The 13,264-nt window shown below is 64.2% G+C and carries 11 protein-coding genes; all 11 read right to left on the reverse strand.

What is annotated here, in order from left to right:
* Positions 1-8 precede the first annotated feature (8 nt).
* Positions 9-1,184 carry an efflux RND transporter periplasmic adaptor subunit gene (locus CLU94_RS18605; protein WP_099666719.1) on the reverse strand — a complete coding sequence of 392 codons (1,176 nt, stop codon included), beginning with the start codon at positions 1,182-1,184 and terminating at the stop codon, positions 9-11.
* A gap of 13 nt (positions 1,185-1,197) precedes the next feature.
* On the reverse strand, positions 1,198-2,613 hold the full coding sequence (locus CLU94_RS18610) for an efflux transporter outer membrane subunit (protein ID WP_099666720.1): 1,416 nt from the start codon (positions 2,611-2,613) through the stop codon (positions 1,198-1,200).
* Complete coding sequence (locus CLU94_RS18615) at positions 2,610-3,338, reverse strand: CerR family C-terminal domain-containing protein (RefSeq protein ID WP_099666721.1); 729 nt, start codon at positions 3,336-3,338, stop codon at positions 2,610-2,612. Before CLU94_RS18615 ends, CLU94_RS18610 begins: the two co-directional genes overlap by 4 nt.
* Positions 3,339-3,602: 264 nt before the next feature.
* The gene (locus CLU94_RS18620; protein ID WP_099666722.1) at positions 3,603-4,964 is read right to left on the reverse strand and encodes a hybrid sensor histidine kinase/response regulator; all 1,362 of its coding nucleotides are present in this window, start codon (positions 4,962-4,964) and stop codon (positions 3,603-3,605) included.
* Positions 4,965-5,106: 142 nt separating this feature from the next.
* On the reverse strand, positions 5,107-5,841 hold the full coding sequence (locus tag CLU94_RS18625) for a 2OG-Fe dioxygenase family protein (protein ID WP_099666723.1): 735 nt from the start codon (positions 5,839-5,841) through the stop codon (positions 5,107-5,109).
* Positions 5,842-5,944: 103 nt separating this feature from the next.
* Complete coding sequence (locus tag CLU94_RS18630) at positions 5,945-7,981, reverse strand: TonB-dependent receptor (RefSeq protein WP_099666724.1); 2,037 nt, start codon at positions 7,979-7,981, stop codon at positions 5,945-5,947.
* 22 nt (positions 7,982-8,003) lie between these two features.
* On the reverse strand, positions 8,004-8,492 hold the full coding sequence (locus tag CLU94_RS18635; protein WP_099666725.1) for a DUF6702 family protein: 489 nt from the start codon (positions 8,490-8,492) through the stop codon (positions 8,004-8,006).
* Positions 8,489-10,864: a M1 family metallopeptidase gene (locus tag CLU94_RS18640; protein WP_099666726.1), complete on the reverse strand. Its 2,376-nt coding sequence runs from the start codon at positions 10,862-10,864 to the stop codon at positions 8,489-8,491. Before CLU94_RS18640 ends, CLU94_RS18635 begins: the two co-directional genes overlap by 4 nt.
* 165 nt (positions 10,865-11,029) lie before the next feature.
* Positions 11,030-11,491: a MarR family winged helix-turn-helix transcriptional regulator gene (locus tag CLU94_RS18645; RefSeq protein ID WP_099666727.1), complete on the reverse strand. Its 462-nt coding sequence runs from the start codon at positions 11,489-11,491 to the stop codon at positions 11,030-11,032.
* A 79-nt stretch (positions 11,492-11,570) separates the two neighbouring features.
* The gene (locus CLU94_RS18650; protein ID WP_099666728.1) at positions 11,571-12,389 is read right to left on the reverse strand and encodes a sugar phosphate isomerase/epimerase family protein; all 819 of its coding nucleotides are present in this window, start codon (positions 12,387-12,389) and stop codon (positions 11,571-11,573) included.
* The gene (locus tag CLU94_RS18655) at positions 12,389-13,228 is read right to left on the reverse strand and encodes a phytanoyl-CoA dioxygenase family protein (protein WP_099666729.1); all 840 of its coding nucleotides are present in this window, start codon (positions 13,226-13,228) and stop codon (positions 12,389-12,391) included. Before CLU94_RS18655 ends, CLU94_RS18650 begins: the two co-directional genes overlap by 1 nt.
* Positions 13,229-13,264 lie beyond the last annotated feature (36 nt).

Raw genomic sequence — 13,264 nt, forward strand, 5'->3', positions numbered from 1 at the left:
GTTTTTCCTTACTTTTTCGCTGCGGCCGGCTTGGCCGCTGCTGCGACCGGGGTTGCCACCGGGTTTTGAACATTCCGCACCAGGTCGCCGTCATTGAGGAAGCCTGCGCCGCTGACGACGATGGTGGTGTCGGCCGTGATGCCGCCTAAAATCTCGATGCGGTCGCTCAGGCGCCGTCCGGCCTGCACCTTGATCTGGCTGACCCGCTGGTCGGCATTCAGGCGGAAGACATAACTGAAGCCATCGCGCACGGCAATCGCCTGCTGCGGCACCGTCAGTGCGCCCGAGGTACCCAGTTCGAATTCGCCGCTGGCGTACATGCCGGCCTTGAACGGCGCATTGTTGCCGGTGCTGGCCTGCAGGTCGACATACACGAGGGCGGAACGCGTCTGCGGGTCGACGGTAGGGGCGATCATGCGCACCTTGCCCGTCAGGACGCTGCCATTGGCAGCCTTGACCTGCGCCAGGGTGCCCGCTTTCAGGTTCAGCAGCTCGGTGGCCGTCACTTCGGCGCGCCATTCGAGGCGGCCCTGGCGTATCATGCGGAACAGTTCCGTGCCGGCACCTACGACCGAGCCGACGGTGGCCGAGCGCGAGGAAATGATGCCGCTGTCGGGCGCCACCACCTGCGTGTATTTCAGGTGTAGCTGCTGCGACGCCAGCTGCGCCTTGGCGGACGCGATGCGCGCGTTGGCCGTCTGTTCGGCTGTCAGGTACTGGCTGATTTGCTGTGCGCTGATGGCGCCCGTGCTTTGCAGCGAACGGGCGCGCTGCGCGTTGGCGGCGGCTTCTGCCGCATTCGCTTCCGCTTCCAGCACGGCGGCCTTCGCCTGCGCCACGTCGGCATTGACCGTGTCGTTCGAGAACACGGCCAGCACCTGGCCGGCGCGCACCACGTCGCCGACATTCACGCGCACCTCTGTGAGGCGCAAGCCGTTCGATTCGCTGCCGATGACGGCTTCCTGCCAGGCGGCCACGTTGCCGTTGGCCTTCAGCTTGATGGGCAGGCTGGCCGTTTGCGGCTTGGCCGTGGTGACGGTGAGCGCCGGTTTTTGCGCCGCGTTCTTATCCTTGGCGTCGTCGGCCGCCGTGGAGGAAGAGGAGTACAGGGCCACGCCGGCGCCCAGCACCATAAAGAGGGCGGCCAGCGCGAGCGTCATCGGTTTCAAGGTCATTTTTTTCATGTTGTCGTATCCGTCAGGGGGCGTTGTTGGCGATGGCGCTGCTGCTGTTCCAGCCGCCGCCGGCGGCGCGGTACAGCGCTACCCAGGCGGCGCTGCGTTCGCGCTCGAGGTTGACCACGGTGTTTTCGGCGGCCAGGCGCGTGCGGCGCGCGTCTTCCAGTTCGATCAGGCTGGCCAGGCCATTCTTGTAGCGGTCCTCGGTGGCGACAAACGACACGCGGTAGCCTTCCAGGGCCGTTTTCGCGTGGCCGCTGCGCGCGTCCGTGCTGGCCAGGTTGACCAGCGCTTCTTCCACTTCGCGCACGGCCTGGCGCACGCCGGCACGGTACTTCACCACGGCTTCGTCGTAGCGCGCCGTGGCCGCATCGACCTGGGCGCGGCGGGTGCCGCCGTCGAAAATGGGCAGGCTGACGGCCAGCGGGCCGATGCTCCAGGTGCTGGCCGTGATGCTGGTGCCGCCGGCGCGGAGATTGCCCTTGCCGATGGAGCCGGAAAGGCTCAGGCGCGGGTAGCGCTGCGCTTGCGCACCGCGCACTTCAAAGCTGGCGGCCGCCACTTCGCGTTCGGCGCTGTAGATGTCGGGACGTTGGCCCAGGGTTTGCGTTGGCAGCTCCGCAATCGCCACGGGCGAGGGCAGGATGGCCGGGCTGGCCGCCAGCTTCTCGCGCAGCGACGCTTCCGGTATGGCCGACAGGGCCACCAGCGCCTTGACATTCACGTCACAGGCGGCGCGCTGTTCGATGGCGCGGCTGGCGCCTTCGGCGGCGCTGGCGCGGGCCAGGGCGGCGTTGGCGGGCGACTGGAAGCCGGCGCCGGCGCTCAGCTCCGTCAGGCGTGCCGAGTCGCGGCGCGAGACGGCATCCTGTTCGGACACTGCCTGCAATTGCTGGCAGGTGCGCAAGGCGTAATACTGGTTTGCCACTTCGGCGGCCACCGAGACGCGGGCCTCATGCCAGCCTGCGCGCGTGCTGTCGTAGCGCTCCTGCGCCGCATCGCGCGTGGCGCGGTTGGCGCCGAAGACGTCGATTTCCCATGACGCCTGCAGCGCGGCCTGCGAGGTGGTGCCGCCGGGCTGGGCCGATTGCTGGCTGGTGCGCACCACGCTGCCCGTCGCATCGAGCGTGGGCGCCAGCGCGGCGCCGCTGGCGACTCTGTCCGCGCGCGCCTGCACGATGCGCGTGCGGGCGGCGGCGATGGTGGGGCTGACCTGCTGCGCGTCGGTGATCAATTCCACCAGCAGGCTGTCACCCTGGCCCTGCCACCAGCTGGCCAGGTCCGTCAGCTTGCCGTTATGCGGCAGTGGCGCCTGCCACTGCACGGGTGCGCTGGCGGCCACCGCTGCGGGCGGCCCCTGCAGGGCGCAACCGCCCAGCGCCAGTACGATGCTGGCGGCCAGGACACGTTGAACGGTGCATCGAATAGTCGTCATGCTGGTCCTTCTGCTTGTCGTCGAGCGGTAGGGGTAGAGGGAGGAATGGCCAGGCGCTGGCGCTCCACGTCGGCCATGGCCAGCGCGTAGTCGGTCATGCGCGCCAGCCAAGTGTCGATGGCCTGTGGCGATTCCAGTAGTTGCGGGCGCAAGGTTTGCAGCACCTCGGCGCCCACCATGTGCTGCAGGGCCAGCGAAGCGATGGAAAAGGCCAGGCGGTGCATGTCGTCGCTGTCGTCGGGTGCGCCCAGGTGGCGCGCCAGCACGCGCGTGAGCGCCTCGTGCTCGGGGCGGATGTTCTGGTCGATTTCGCGCGCCCACAGGCCCGTCGGTTCGAGCATCTCGCGGCACCACAGGCGCATGCAGTCGCGCGCGATCTCGCCTTGCTGCATGGGGGCGAGCAGCTGCGCATAAAAGCCTTCCAGGCTTTGGCGCAAGGTGAAATGCGGTTGTTCGTACAGGGCGATATTGTCTTGCGGGTTGGCCGACTGCTGGGCGAAGGCGGCGCGGTACAGGCCCGCCTTGTCGCCAAAATAGTAGCTGATGGCTGCGGCGTTCGTGCCGGCCGCCTGCGCCAGTTCGCGCGTGGACGTCTTGGCGTAGCCCTGCTCGGCAAACAGGCGGATGGCGCTATGCAGCAGGCGCTCGCGCGACTGTTCGCCGTCGGAACGGGGCTTGCGCCCTTCGTCGGTGTGGGAAGTGCGGATGGCGTTTTTTTCAATCATGCCGGAGATTTAATCACATATCTCAAACGATTGATATAACTAAATCGTTTGATTTAGTTAAGGAAAGGTGAAGATGAGGGAAAACGCAGGCAAAAAAAAGCCCGCGGTTGTATTCGCGGGCGTAATCCAATGTTCGGAGAACGAATTGGAGGAGACAGTTCTACTATAGCGCTGAAAATGGTGCGGTGCAATACCGTAGAACTACTGTATCGGTCTGTCCTGGATGGCAAGAAATCAAAATTTCATGCTGCGGCGCACAGGAACTCAGGCCTTGCTGCGCAGGGCCAGTGTAAACGTGCTGCCGGAGCCGTAGTCGCTGTTGAAAAACAGGGCGCCGCCGATGGCGTTGGCCAGGTTCTGGCACAGGTACAGGCCCAGTCCCGCGCCTTCTACGTGGCGCGTGGAGGTGGAATCGAGCTGCGAGAAGGCCTGGAACAGCTTGGCCTGGTCTTCTTCCTTGATGCCGGCGCCGCTGTCGGCGATGCTCATTTCCGTCACCAGCACGCCGTCCTCGTCGCGCTGGGCAAGGCTGATGCGCACCGTGCCCTGTTCCGTGAACTTGATGGCGTTGTTGAGCAAGTTGATGAGGATTTGTGTCAATGCGCGGCGGTCCGTGTCGATGATGGCGGGCGGCTGGCCTTCTTCTCCCAGCGCCATTTCCAGCGCCAGGCCCTTTTGCTGGGCCAGGGGGCGCAGGGTGTCGGCCACGTCGGCCATCAGTTCCTGGCAGTGCACGGGTTCGATCGACAGGGTCAGCTTGCCCGCTTCGATCTTGGCCACGTCGAGGATGTCGTTGATCAGCGAGAGCAGATGACGCGCGCTGGCGCGGATGGTGTTCAGCTGCTTGTCCTGGTCGGATGTCAGGGGGCCGGGCAGTTTCATCAGCAGCGCGCCCGTAAACCCGATGATGGCGTTGAGCGGCGTGCGCAATTCGTGCGACATGTTCGCGATGAAGGCGGACTTCATGCGGCTCGCCTCGGCCAGCTCCAGGTTTTTCAGGGCGATTTCGCGGTTGATGGTTTCCAGTTCGGCCGCATGGTGCGCCAGGCGCATGTTCAGCTCGATCACCTGGCGTTCGCGCGCCTGCAGTTCGCCGTTGACCTGCACCGCCTGTTCATAGGTGGAAATGAGCAGGTCGAGGATTTGCTGGCGCTCCGCATTGATGAAGTGCTTCTGGTCGCCCAGGTACAGGGCGATGCCGATTTCCACATTCTGGTTCTTGCGCAGCTTCTGGTTCATCAGCATGTGGCTGATGCGGTTGAGCAGGTAGTCTTCCGCGTAGGGCTTGCGGATGAAATTGTCCGCGCCGCACTCGATGCCGCGGATAATGTCCTTCGGATCGTTGAGCGAGGTGACGAGGATCACGGGAATGTCGCGCAAGGTCGGATCGGACTTGATGGCGCGGCACAGGTCGTAGCCATTCATTTCAGGCATGACGATGTCGGACAGCACCAGGTGCGGCTTGCGCTCGCGGATGGCGGCCAGGGCCAGCTGGCCATTGGCCGCCACGCGCGCGTTATAGTGCAGGGATTGGATCAGGCGGCGCAAGCGCTCCGCCTGGGTCGGGCTATCCTCGACGATCAGGATCTCGATTTCGTCAGGCTTGATTTGGTTGTTGGAGTCCACAGACCTCTCCTAGAATTTCAGTGTGGTGATGCTGGGCGCGGTGAGCGCGCAATATCGACATCGTATGACTATATCGGATTTAGGTCTGCAAAAGTAACTTCCAAGTAACTATTTTGGCCACAGGGAATGCTGTGGCTGCTTGTCAGTTTTCGCCCTGGAACTGACCTGCGCGATAGGTCAGCACGAGCGTATCGCGGTGGCCATGTTCGCCGACCGGCTGGATCGGCGTCGATTCGTGGATGACAGACGCATCGTCGAGCAGCAGCAGCGACCACGGCTCGGTCAGGGTAAAGCGCTTGCCGTTGGGGCCATTGGCCTCGAAGATGCGCGTCTCGCCGCCCTTGACCTGTTCGCGCCCGATCAGCAGCACGGCGACGAAATCGACGCCGTCGCGGTGCGCACCTTCCGGCGTGGGGCGGCCGATGCCATCGGTCGTATCGATGCGGAACTGGTGCGCCTCGATGAACCACGGCTGGCTGCCCTTGACCTGCGAGCAGGCGTTGCCCAGCGCGCGGATCAGCTGCTGCCAGGCCGCTTGCGCAACGATAGCCGCTTCGACCGGTTCGAACAGGCGGTGCATGCCGCCGTGCAGGGCGTTGTATTCCACCGGTTGCCAGTGCGGACGGTGCGCCGTTTGCGTCAGGCGCTCGCCATCCTGCACGAAGCAAGAGTGGCGCCGGCGGCGATAGCGGCCGCCATCCTTCAGGTAATTGTCTAGCGGCAGGGTATTCCAGCTCCCTTCCAGCGCGCGCAGCGCGGCCAGCGGGCAGCCGGCCAGCGCGGCCACGTCCTGCGGGCGCAGGACGGCATAGCCGTCATCGCGCAAGGCTTCCTTGACGTGGGAAGGGTCGGTAAAGATCGGTGCGGAAGTGCTCATGGCGGTGCGGGCCGCAATGCGGCCTGTCTCAGTTTATCCAGCCTGGCATTCTACGACTTCGCGGCGTTTCCTGTGCAGTGAGACAGGAATTATTCTTGTTGAGTTAAAAATTCTTTACCAGGGTCAGGCGCAGCGAACGCGATTCCACCGGATGGAAGTGGATATCGTCGACGGGTTGCGCTTCGCCGGGCAGGCGCGAGGCATAGTAATAGTCGATGGCCGAGTCGCGCCGGTTGGCCAGGTTGTAGCCTTCGACTTCCACGCGCAAGGTCTTGTCGATCTGATAGGCGATGCGCCCGTTCAAGCCCATGCTGGCCGCCGAGCGCACGCTGTTGTCTTCAATCAGGGGGCGCGGGCCGAAGTAGCGCAGGCGCAAGGAACCCGACCATGGCCCCGGCGGCGTCACCGTCATGGCCAGCTGGGCCACGCCTTCGATGGCGCCGGGGATGAAGTCGCCCGCCGGGTCGCTGCCGCGCGAGCGCGCCCGTGCATACGCCAGGTCCAGGTCCAGCGACAGCCAGCTGGCCGCCTTGTAGTAGCTGGAAAACTCCACGCCGTAGCGGCGGCTGGGGCGGCCCGCCTCGGTGGCGCCCGCGTCGCCGATGAACAGCAGCTCGGAATCGAAGTCCAGGCGGTACAGCGACAGCGAGGTTTGCAGGCCGGCGATGGCGGCGCTGCGCAAGCCCAGTTCCAGCCCGCGCGAGCGCACCAGGGGCGTGACCTTGTCGGCCGCCTCGCCCGTCTTCGGGTCGACGGTGATCGTCGTGCCGCGCGCGTCGTTGCTGTGAAAGCCATTGCCGATGTTGAGATACGCTTCCGTATCGCGCCACGGTCCCGCGATCAGGCTCAGGCTGGGACTGAACAAATGGTCGCTGGCCGTGCCCGAATTGGCGGCGCGGTCGCTGCGCACGTCGAAGCGGTAGGCGTCCGCGCGCAGGCCGGCCACGGTGCGCAGCCAGCGCGACCAGCGCGTGCTGTTTTCGCCATACACGCCGATGCTCGACTCGACGATGTGGTCTTGCCGCGTGGTTGACAGGATCTGCCGCTGCCGCGTGTTGTACAAGCCGTTGTGGATATTGTCGTTCTGGAGCTGCAGACCGATGGTGGTGTCGCTGCTGCCCCTGTCCGTGTGGCGGTGCCAGGTGTGGCTGGCATCCAGGCCAGCCGTCACGCGCCGGTCGGGCTGGGCGAACTGGTCGCCGTTGTCGGGATCGTCCATCGCATACGTAAAATTCGAGAACAGGGCCAGGCGGTTGGCGATCACATACGCGCTGACCCTGGACGACACGTCGTCCGTCGTCTGGCGCCAGGCGCCCGACAGGCTGTAGCGCTGCGCCTTGCCGCCGTCGCTGGCATCGATGGCGTCGAAGCGGCCCAGGGTGCCTTCCTTTACGGCGCGCAGCGGAATCTGGTCGGTGGCGTTCCAGCTGGCGTCATACGCCATGGCCGTGACGTTGAAGCCGTTGTTGGCATAGCCTTCGCTGTAGCGCAGCACGCCATTGAGCTTGCGGTAGCGGTCCGGCTGCGTGAACGGGCCATCGTTACGCTGTGCTTCGAGCGCGTACAGCAGGCTGCCGTCGCCCGCATCGGGCGAATCGGCCAGCAGGGCGCGGCGAAAGCCGTTTTGCCCGAGTCCCACGCTGGCGACGCCCTGCGTCAGGCGGTTCGCATACACGACGGACGCCGCCCCCGCCGAGGAGAAGTCGCCTTGCGCCGCCGAATACGGCCCCTTTTTGTAATCGAGGCGCATGGCCAGTTCGGGTATCAGGAAGTTCAGGTCCGTCCAGCCCTGTCCGTGGCCATGGCTGCGCTGGTTGACGGGCATCTCGTCGACGGTGGTGCGCAAGTCCGTGCCGTGATCGAGGTTGAAGCCGCGCAGGTAGAACTGGTTGGCCTTGCCCTCGCCGCTATGCTGGCTGACGATCAGCCCCGGCACGGCTTCCAGCAGTTCGCCGGGCCGGTAGCTGGTGCGCGCATCGAGCTGCTTTTGCGTGACGCTGCCCGCGTTGGCCGAATCGGCCACGCCCAGCTGGTTCAGGCGCGAACCGTCGACCAGCACGCGCTGGAAGATGTCGTCGGCGTGGGCGGCGACCGGTGAAAACAGGGCGGCGAGGAGAAAGGCAAGATGGCGTGGCGTCATGGGTCTTTGGAAGTGGCGGAGCTTAGCGGATCGGCAGTTCCGTGTTCTGGCGGTCGAAAATCAGCGTCTGGATGCTGCCGCTGTCCTGCACGTTGAGGGTGTTGCGCTGGCTGGGCAGGAAATCGATCAGCAACTGGTTGTGGATGCGCGTGGCGGGGGCCAGGCGCGTGCGTTCGATTTCCTGGAAGATCACCACGTTGTCGGCATTGACCTTCATGCCGACCCAGTTCAGGCGCAGGCGCTTGCCGTCCGGCGCCACGAGGTAAAACTGTTTTTCGACATAGCGGCGCAGGGCCGCTTCGCTGTCTTCCTGGCCCAGGTCGAACTGGCGCTGGTACAGGTTGGTCAGCAGCGCCTCGACGTCGTGGCCCGTGTAGGTATGCACCACTTCGGTGCTGCCGCTGGCCGCGTTATAGCTGATATCGGCGATGCCCATATGAAAATTATGGGCACCCGCCGCCATGCTGGCGCAGGCCAGCGTGGCGCAAGCGAGCAGGCGCCAGCACTTCACGCCTCGTCGCCCTTGGCCGAGCCGCCGTTCTTGCCTTTCAGCGGCGTATGAAAATCGCGCATCAGGTTATCCTTGGGCGATTTCTCGCTCTTGAACAGTTCCAGGCGCGACGGTGTGATTTTTCGCGGCCAGCTATTGTTGCTCGTGTCGATATCGGCCGTTTCCCAGTACGGGTCCTGCACCAGGCCCACCATCGGTTCATCCGTGATGACGACCTTGGTGATTTTCTTCGGCGAGTAGCGCCACACTTCGGCCGGCACGCGCTCGACGTACTTCTTGCCGCTTTTCAGTTCGATTTCGAGTATCAGCGGCATGACCATGCCGCCCACGTTCGACAGGTCGACCAGGTACAGGTGCTTGCCCTGTTTAAGCAAGTCCTTTTCCCACGGTTCCAGGGCGGCCAGCGCTTCGGCGTAGGCGTTGCGGTCCTTGTTGGTCACCGTGAAATCGTCGTGCTGGTTGTAGAAATCCTTCAGCTCCGGATGCGCGTCGACCCGGCGCGGCATGCCTTTGTTGGCGCGGCTCGTGACGGATTCCGGCTGGGCGTCCTTTTGCGCCTTCTTCCAGGCTTTTTCCGTTGCCGGATCCTTTGAGCTCACGCCATATTCGCTGATGCCGTCGATGCTGATGTCGACCGGGTCGGTGGTATAGAACCAGCCGCGCCAGAACCAGTCCAGGTCCGTGCCGGAGGCGTCTTCCATGGTGCGGAAAAAGTCGGCGGGCGTGGGGCGCTTGAACTTCCAGCGCTGCGCATATTCCTTGAAGGCGTAGTCGAACAGTTCGCGCCCGAGGATGGTTTCGCGCAGGATGTTCAGGCCAGCCGCCGGCTTGGCGTAGGCGTTGTTACCGAACTGCAGCAGGGACTCGGAATTGGTCATGATGGGCACCTGGTCGCGGCTACGCATGTAGTCGACGATCTCGCGCGGTTCGCCGCGCGAGGCCGGGTAGTTTTCTTCCCACGCCTGCTGCGCCAGGTATTGCACGAAGGTGTTGAGGCCTTCGTCCATCCACGTCCACTGGCGTTCGTCCGAGTTGATGATCATCGGGTAGTAGTTGTGGCCCACTTCGTGGATGATCACGCCGATCAGGCCATATTTGGTGCGCTTGGAGTAGGTCAGCTCGCCCGTCTTCTTGTCTTTCACCGGACGGGGGCCGTTAAACGAGATCATCGGATACTCCATGCCGCCCACGGGGCCGTTGACGGAGATGGCCGTCGGATACGGATAGTCGATGCTGTACTTGTTGTACTGTTCAATCGTGTGCACGATGGCTTGCGTACTGTACTTTTCCCACAGGGGGTTGCCCTCTTTCGGATAGTAGGACATGGCCATCACATCGCTGCCGCCCTTCTTGTATCCCTGCGCATCCCAGATGAACTTGCGGCTCGAGGCCCAGGCGAAGTCGCGCACGTTGGCCGCCTTGAAGTGCCACGTCTTTTGCGCGCGGCTCACTGTTTTTTCGGCCGCTTCGGCTTCCTTCTGCGTGACGATGACGACGGGCTTGTCGCTGCCGCGGGCCTTTTCCAGGCGCTCGCGCTGCGCGGAAGACAGCACCTCCTGCGGGTTTTGCAGCTCCCCCGTGGAGGCGACGATATGGTCGGCAGGAACGGTCAGCTGCACGTCGTAGTCGCCGAATTCCAGCGTGAATTCGCCGGAGCCGAGGAACTGCTTGTGCTGCCAGCCGGCCGCATCGTAATAGGCCGCCATGCGGGGGAACCACTGCGCCACTTCGAACAGGGCGTTCTTGTCGTCGAAGACTTCATAGCCGGCGCGCCCGCCCAGCACCTTCTGTTCGTTGATGCGGTAATCCCAGTCGATCTGGAAGACGAAATCCTGGCCCGGCTTCAGGGGCTGCGGCAAGTCGATGCGCATCATGGTGCGGTTCACTACATATTTCAAAGGCTGGCCATCCGCGCCTTTTAGGGCGCGGATATTGAAGCCGCCCTGGAAGTCGCCGCGCGCCAGAATACCGCGCAAGCCTTCGAACTTCATGGTCTCTTCGCCCGTCGTCTTGGCCCACGCCTGGCGCGAGGGCGCCGTGGTCATGCGGCGCGCGTCGGAATCGGGCTTGTAGATATTCTGGTCCAGCTGCACCCACAGGTAGCCGAGGGTGTCGGGCGACTGGTTATGATAGGTGATGGTGCCGCTGCCGGCGATCTCGCGCCTGGCTTCGTCCAGCGTCGCGCGGATAGTGTAGTCGGCGCGCTGCTGCCAGTAGGCGTGGCCCGGCGCGCCGGAGGCCGTGCGGTAGGTATTCGGGGTGGGCAGCACCTCTTCGAGCTGGCGGAACTTGTCGTCGAATGGTTCGGCCGCGAAGGCCGACACGGTAAAACACAGAGCCAACGAGGCTACGGAGCCGAAAGAGATGCGCATATTCACCCTGATGTTGTTGTAAGGAAATAGTGGCAACTATTCTATACGCAGGGCGGGGCCATCCATGTATCGATTTGTAATAAAGAAAGGCGGATTTCACGCCAGCTTTTGCCTGGCGCTGTCAGCGGGATGCTTTGCCTGATTTTGCTCGGAAAAGCGGCGCCTTTACTCACTTTTCATCAGGCTGTCGCGCAATTGGTTCAGCTGTTGTTTCATGTCCACAACCTGTTCCACGCTGCACTGGCTGGCCGTCAGGATGGCTTCGGGCAGCAAGGCTGCTTCATGGCGCAGCTGGTCGCCCTGTTCCGTGAGGGAAATGATGACTTGCCGCTCGTCGCTGGCGGCGCGCGTGCGCGTCAACAGGCCCGATTGCTCCATGCGCTTGAGCAGGGGCGTCAGGGTGGCCGAGTCGAGGAACAGGCGCTCGCCCACTTCCGACACCGTCAGGCCGTCGCGTTCCCACAACACCATCATCACCAGGTATTGCGAATAGGTGAGACCGAGCTTGCGCAGGAGCTTGCGGTACAGCTTGTTCATGGCAAGCGAGGTCGAGTACAGCGCAAAGCACAGCTGGCTGTCCAGGCGCGGCACCTGGTGCAAGGGATTGGGGGCGGTGGTGGTATCCATGGGCACAGTATATATAGCGCACTACCTAATTGCAATGCGCGGCGCCGGACCTGGCGATCCGGCACCGGGGCGCATAAGCTTAGCCGGCGTAGCGCGTGCGCAGCAGATCGAGCATGGCGACGTTCTGTTCCCACGCGTCGCTCACGGGCTGCTGCGTCCAGGGCAGCGTTTGCGTGTACGGCGCGGGGCCGAATTCCGGCGTGAACGTCATGCGCTCGGCTCCGGCCGCGCGGCGCAGGGCGACGATGGCATCCCACCAGGCCAGGTGGGCGTCGAGTGCCGGTTTCGCTTCCGGCGCGCGGAAGTCGGCGACCTGCGGCCCTTGCGCATGGCCCACGCGCGCATGCACGTGGCGCACCAGCGGCAGCACCTGCGCCAGGGTCTGCGGCTGGTCTTCCAGCAGCGATTCGCAGGCGCAGCACCAGTGCGACAGGTCGGCCGTCAATGGCAGCTCGGGATACTGCTGCAGATACGGCAGCAGCAGCATCGGATGGCCGGAAAAGCGGCTGCGGTGGATTTCATGCACGATGGGCACGCCGTGCCTGGCCGAGATGGCGGCGGCCAGGTCGAGCAGCTGCGCGTTTTGCGCCAGCGTATAGAAATCCTTGCCCGTGTGCGTGTTGACCAGCACGGGGCGCGCCAAACAGGCGTTTTCCAGCAGTTCGGCCAGGGCGGCGCGGTGCAGATCGAAGTCGCTGTGGAACACGGTTTCCCACTGCGCGGCGATCAGCTGCAGTCCCGCCTTGGCGATGCGCTCCGTCCACTCCTCGCGCTGGGCGACGTCCAGCGGCAGCGACATTTCGATGCCGTCGAAGCCGGCCGCCAGTACCTTGTCGATGAAGACGTCGGGCGGCAGGTCATTATTGCCCCAGTGGGCGGCAAAGATGTCGATGCGCATCAGACGAAGCCCCGCACGGGGAAGGCGTCGCCGCGCTGGATCCAGTTGTGGGCCGCGTATTCCGTCTGGCCGTCGGTGGCGTGCAGGGTGTAGGCGTGGCGCGAGACGGGCGAGCGGTTCGGCGCGCTGTAGTGGGGCAGCAAGCCATGGAAGCAGACGAGGGCGCCGGCCTTGACTTCGAGCGGGACGGCCGTGCTGTCGTCGGGCCACGGCATGGCATCGAGTTTTTCCACGCGCACCTGGTCGCCGTTGCGGATGAAGCGTTCGCGCAGCGGGCCGCGGTGGCCGCCCGGTTCCGCCCACAGGCAGCCGTTGTCCAGGGTGGCGTCTTCCAGCGCAAACCAGAACGTGGTCACGCTGATCGGCGTGGTCTCGAAATACGTGGCGTCCTGGTGCCAGCGCACTTCGCCGCCGATGCCGGGCTGCTTGAAGATGTACATCGATTGCCATACCTGCGCGTCCGCCAGGCCCAGGTCGCGCGCCACCGCGGCCAGTTTCGGGTCGGCCGAAAAGCTGCGGAAGACGGGGTCCAGGTCATGCATGGCGTGGCCGATCTTGTTGATCGACAGGGATTTGGCCTGCTTCAGCTGGCCGTCCGCGCCGAACGCCTCTTCCTCGAAGAAGCAGCGGATGGTGTTGTCGGAAGCGAGAAAATAATCGTTGGTGTTCTTCGCCTGGTCGCGCGTGGTGAAGATGGACTGGCTGACGCTGGGATCGAATTCGTTGACAATCTGCTCGGCGCGCGCGCGCAAGGCGGCGATTTCATCGGCGCCCTTGAAATCGGGCAGGATGATGTAGCCGTCGCGTTGGTATTGTTCTTGTTGTTCGATCGTTAGCATGGCGGCGGCTCCGGAGGTCAATGGAAAGCGCCATTG

The sequence above is a fragment of the Janthinobacterium sp. 13 genome (assembly GCF_002749695.1).
In the GTDB taxonomy this organism is placed as follows: Bacteria; Pseudomonadota; Gammaproteobacteria; order Burkholderiales; family Burkholderiaceae_D; genus Janthinobacterium; species Janthinobacterium kumbetense.

Coding starts and splice junctions, on each gene's coding strand:
- CLU94_RS18655 (WP_099666729.1), bottom strand. CDS start 13,228: ATGCTAACGATCGAACAACAAGAACAATACCAACGCGACGGCTACATC.
- CLU94_RS18610 (WP_099666720.1), bottom strand. CDS start 2,613: ATGACGACTATTCGATGCACCGTTCAACGTGTCCTGGCCGCCAGCATC.
- CLU94_RS18645 (WP_099666727.1), bottom strand. CDS start 11,491: ATGGATACCACCACCGCCCCCAATCCCTTGCACCAGGTGCCGCGCCTG.
- CLU94_RS18625 (WP_099666723.1), bottom strand. CDS start 5,841: ATGAGCACTTCCGCACCGATCTTTACCGACCCTTCCCACGTCAAGGAA.
- CLU94_RS18605 (WP_099666719.1), bottom strand. CDS start 1,184: ATGAAAAAAATGACCTTGAAACCGATGACGCTCGCGCTGGCCGCCCTC.
- CLU94_RS18640 (WP_099666726.1), bottom strand. CDS start 10,864: ATGCGCATCTCTTTCGGCTCCGTAGCCTCGTTGGCTCTGTGTTTTACC.
- CLU94_RS18630 (WP_099666724.1), bottom strand. CDS start 7,981: ATGACGCCACGCCATCTTGCCTTTCTCCTCGCCGCCCTGTTTTCACCG.
- CLU94_RS18650 (WP_099666728.1), bottom strand. CDS start 12,389: ATGCGCATCGACATCTTTGCCGCCCACTGGGGCAATAATGACCTGCCG.
- CLU94_RS18615 (WP_099666721.1), bottom strand. CDS start 3,338: ATGATTGAAAAAAACGCCATCCGCACTTCCCACACCGACGAAGGGCGC.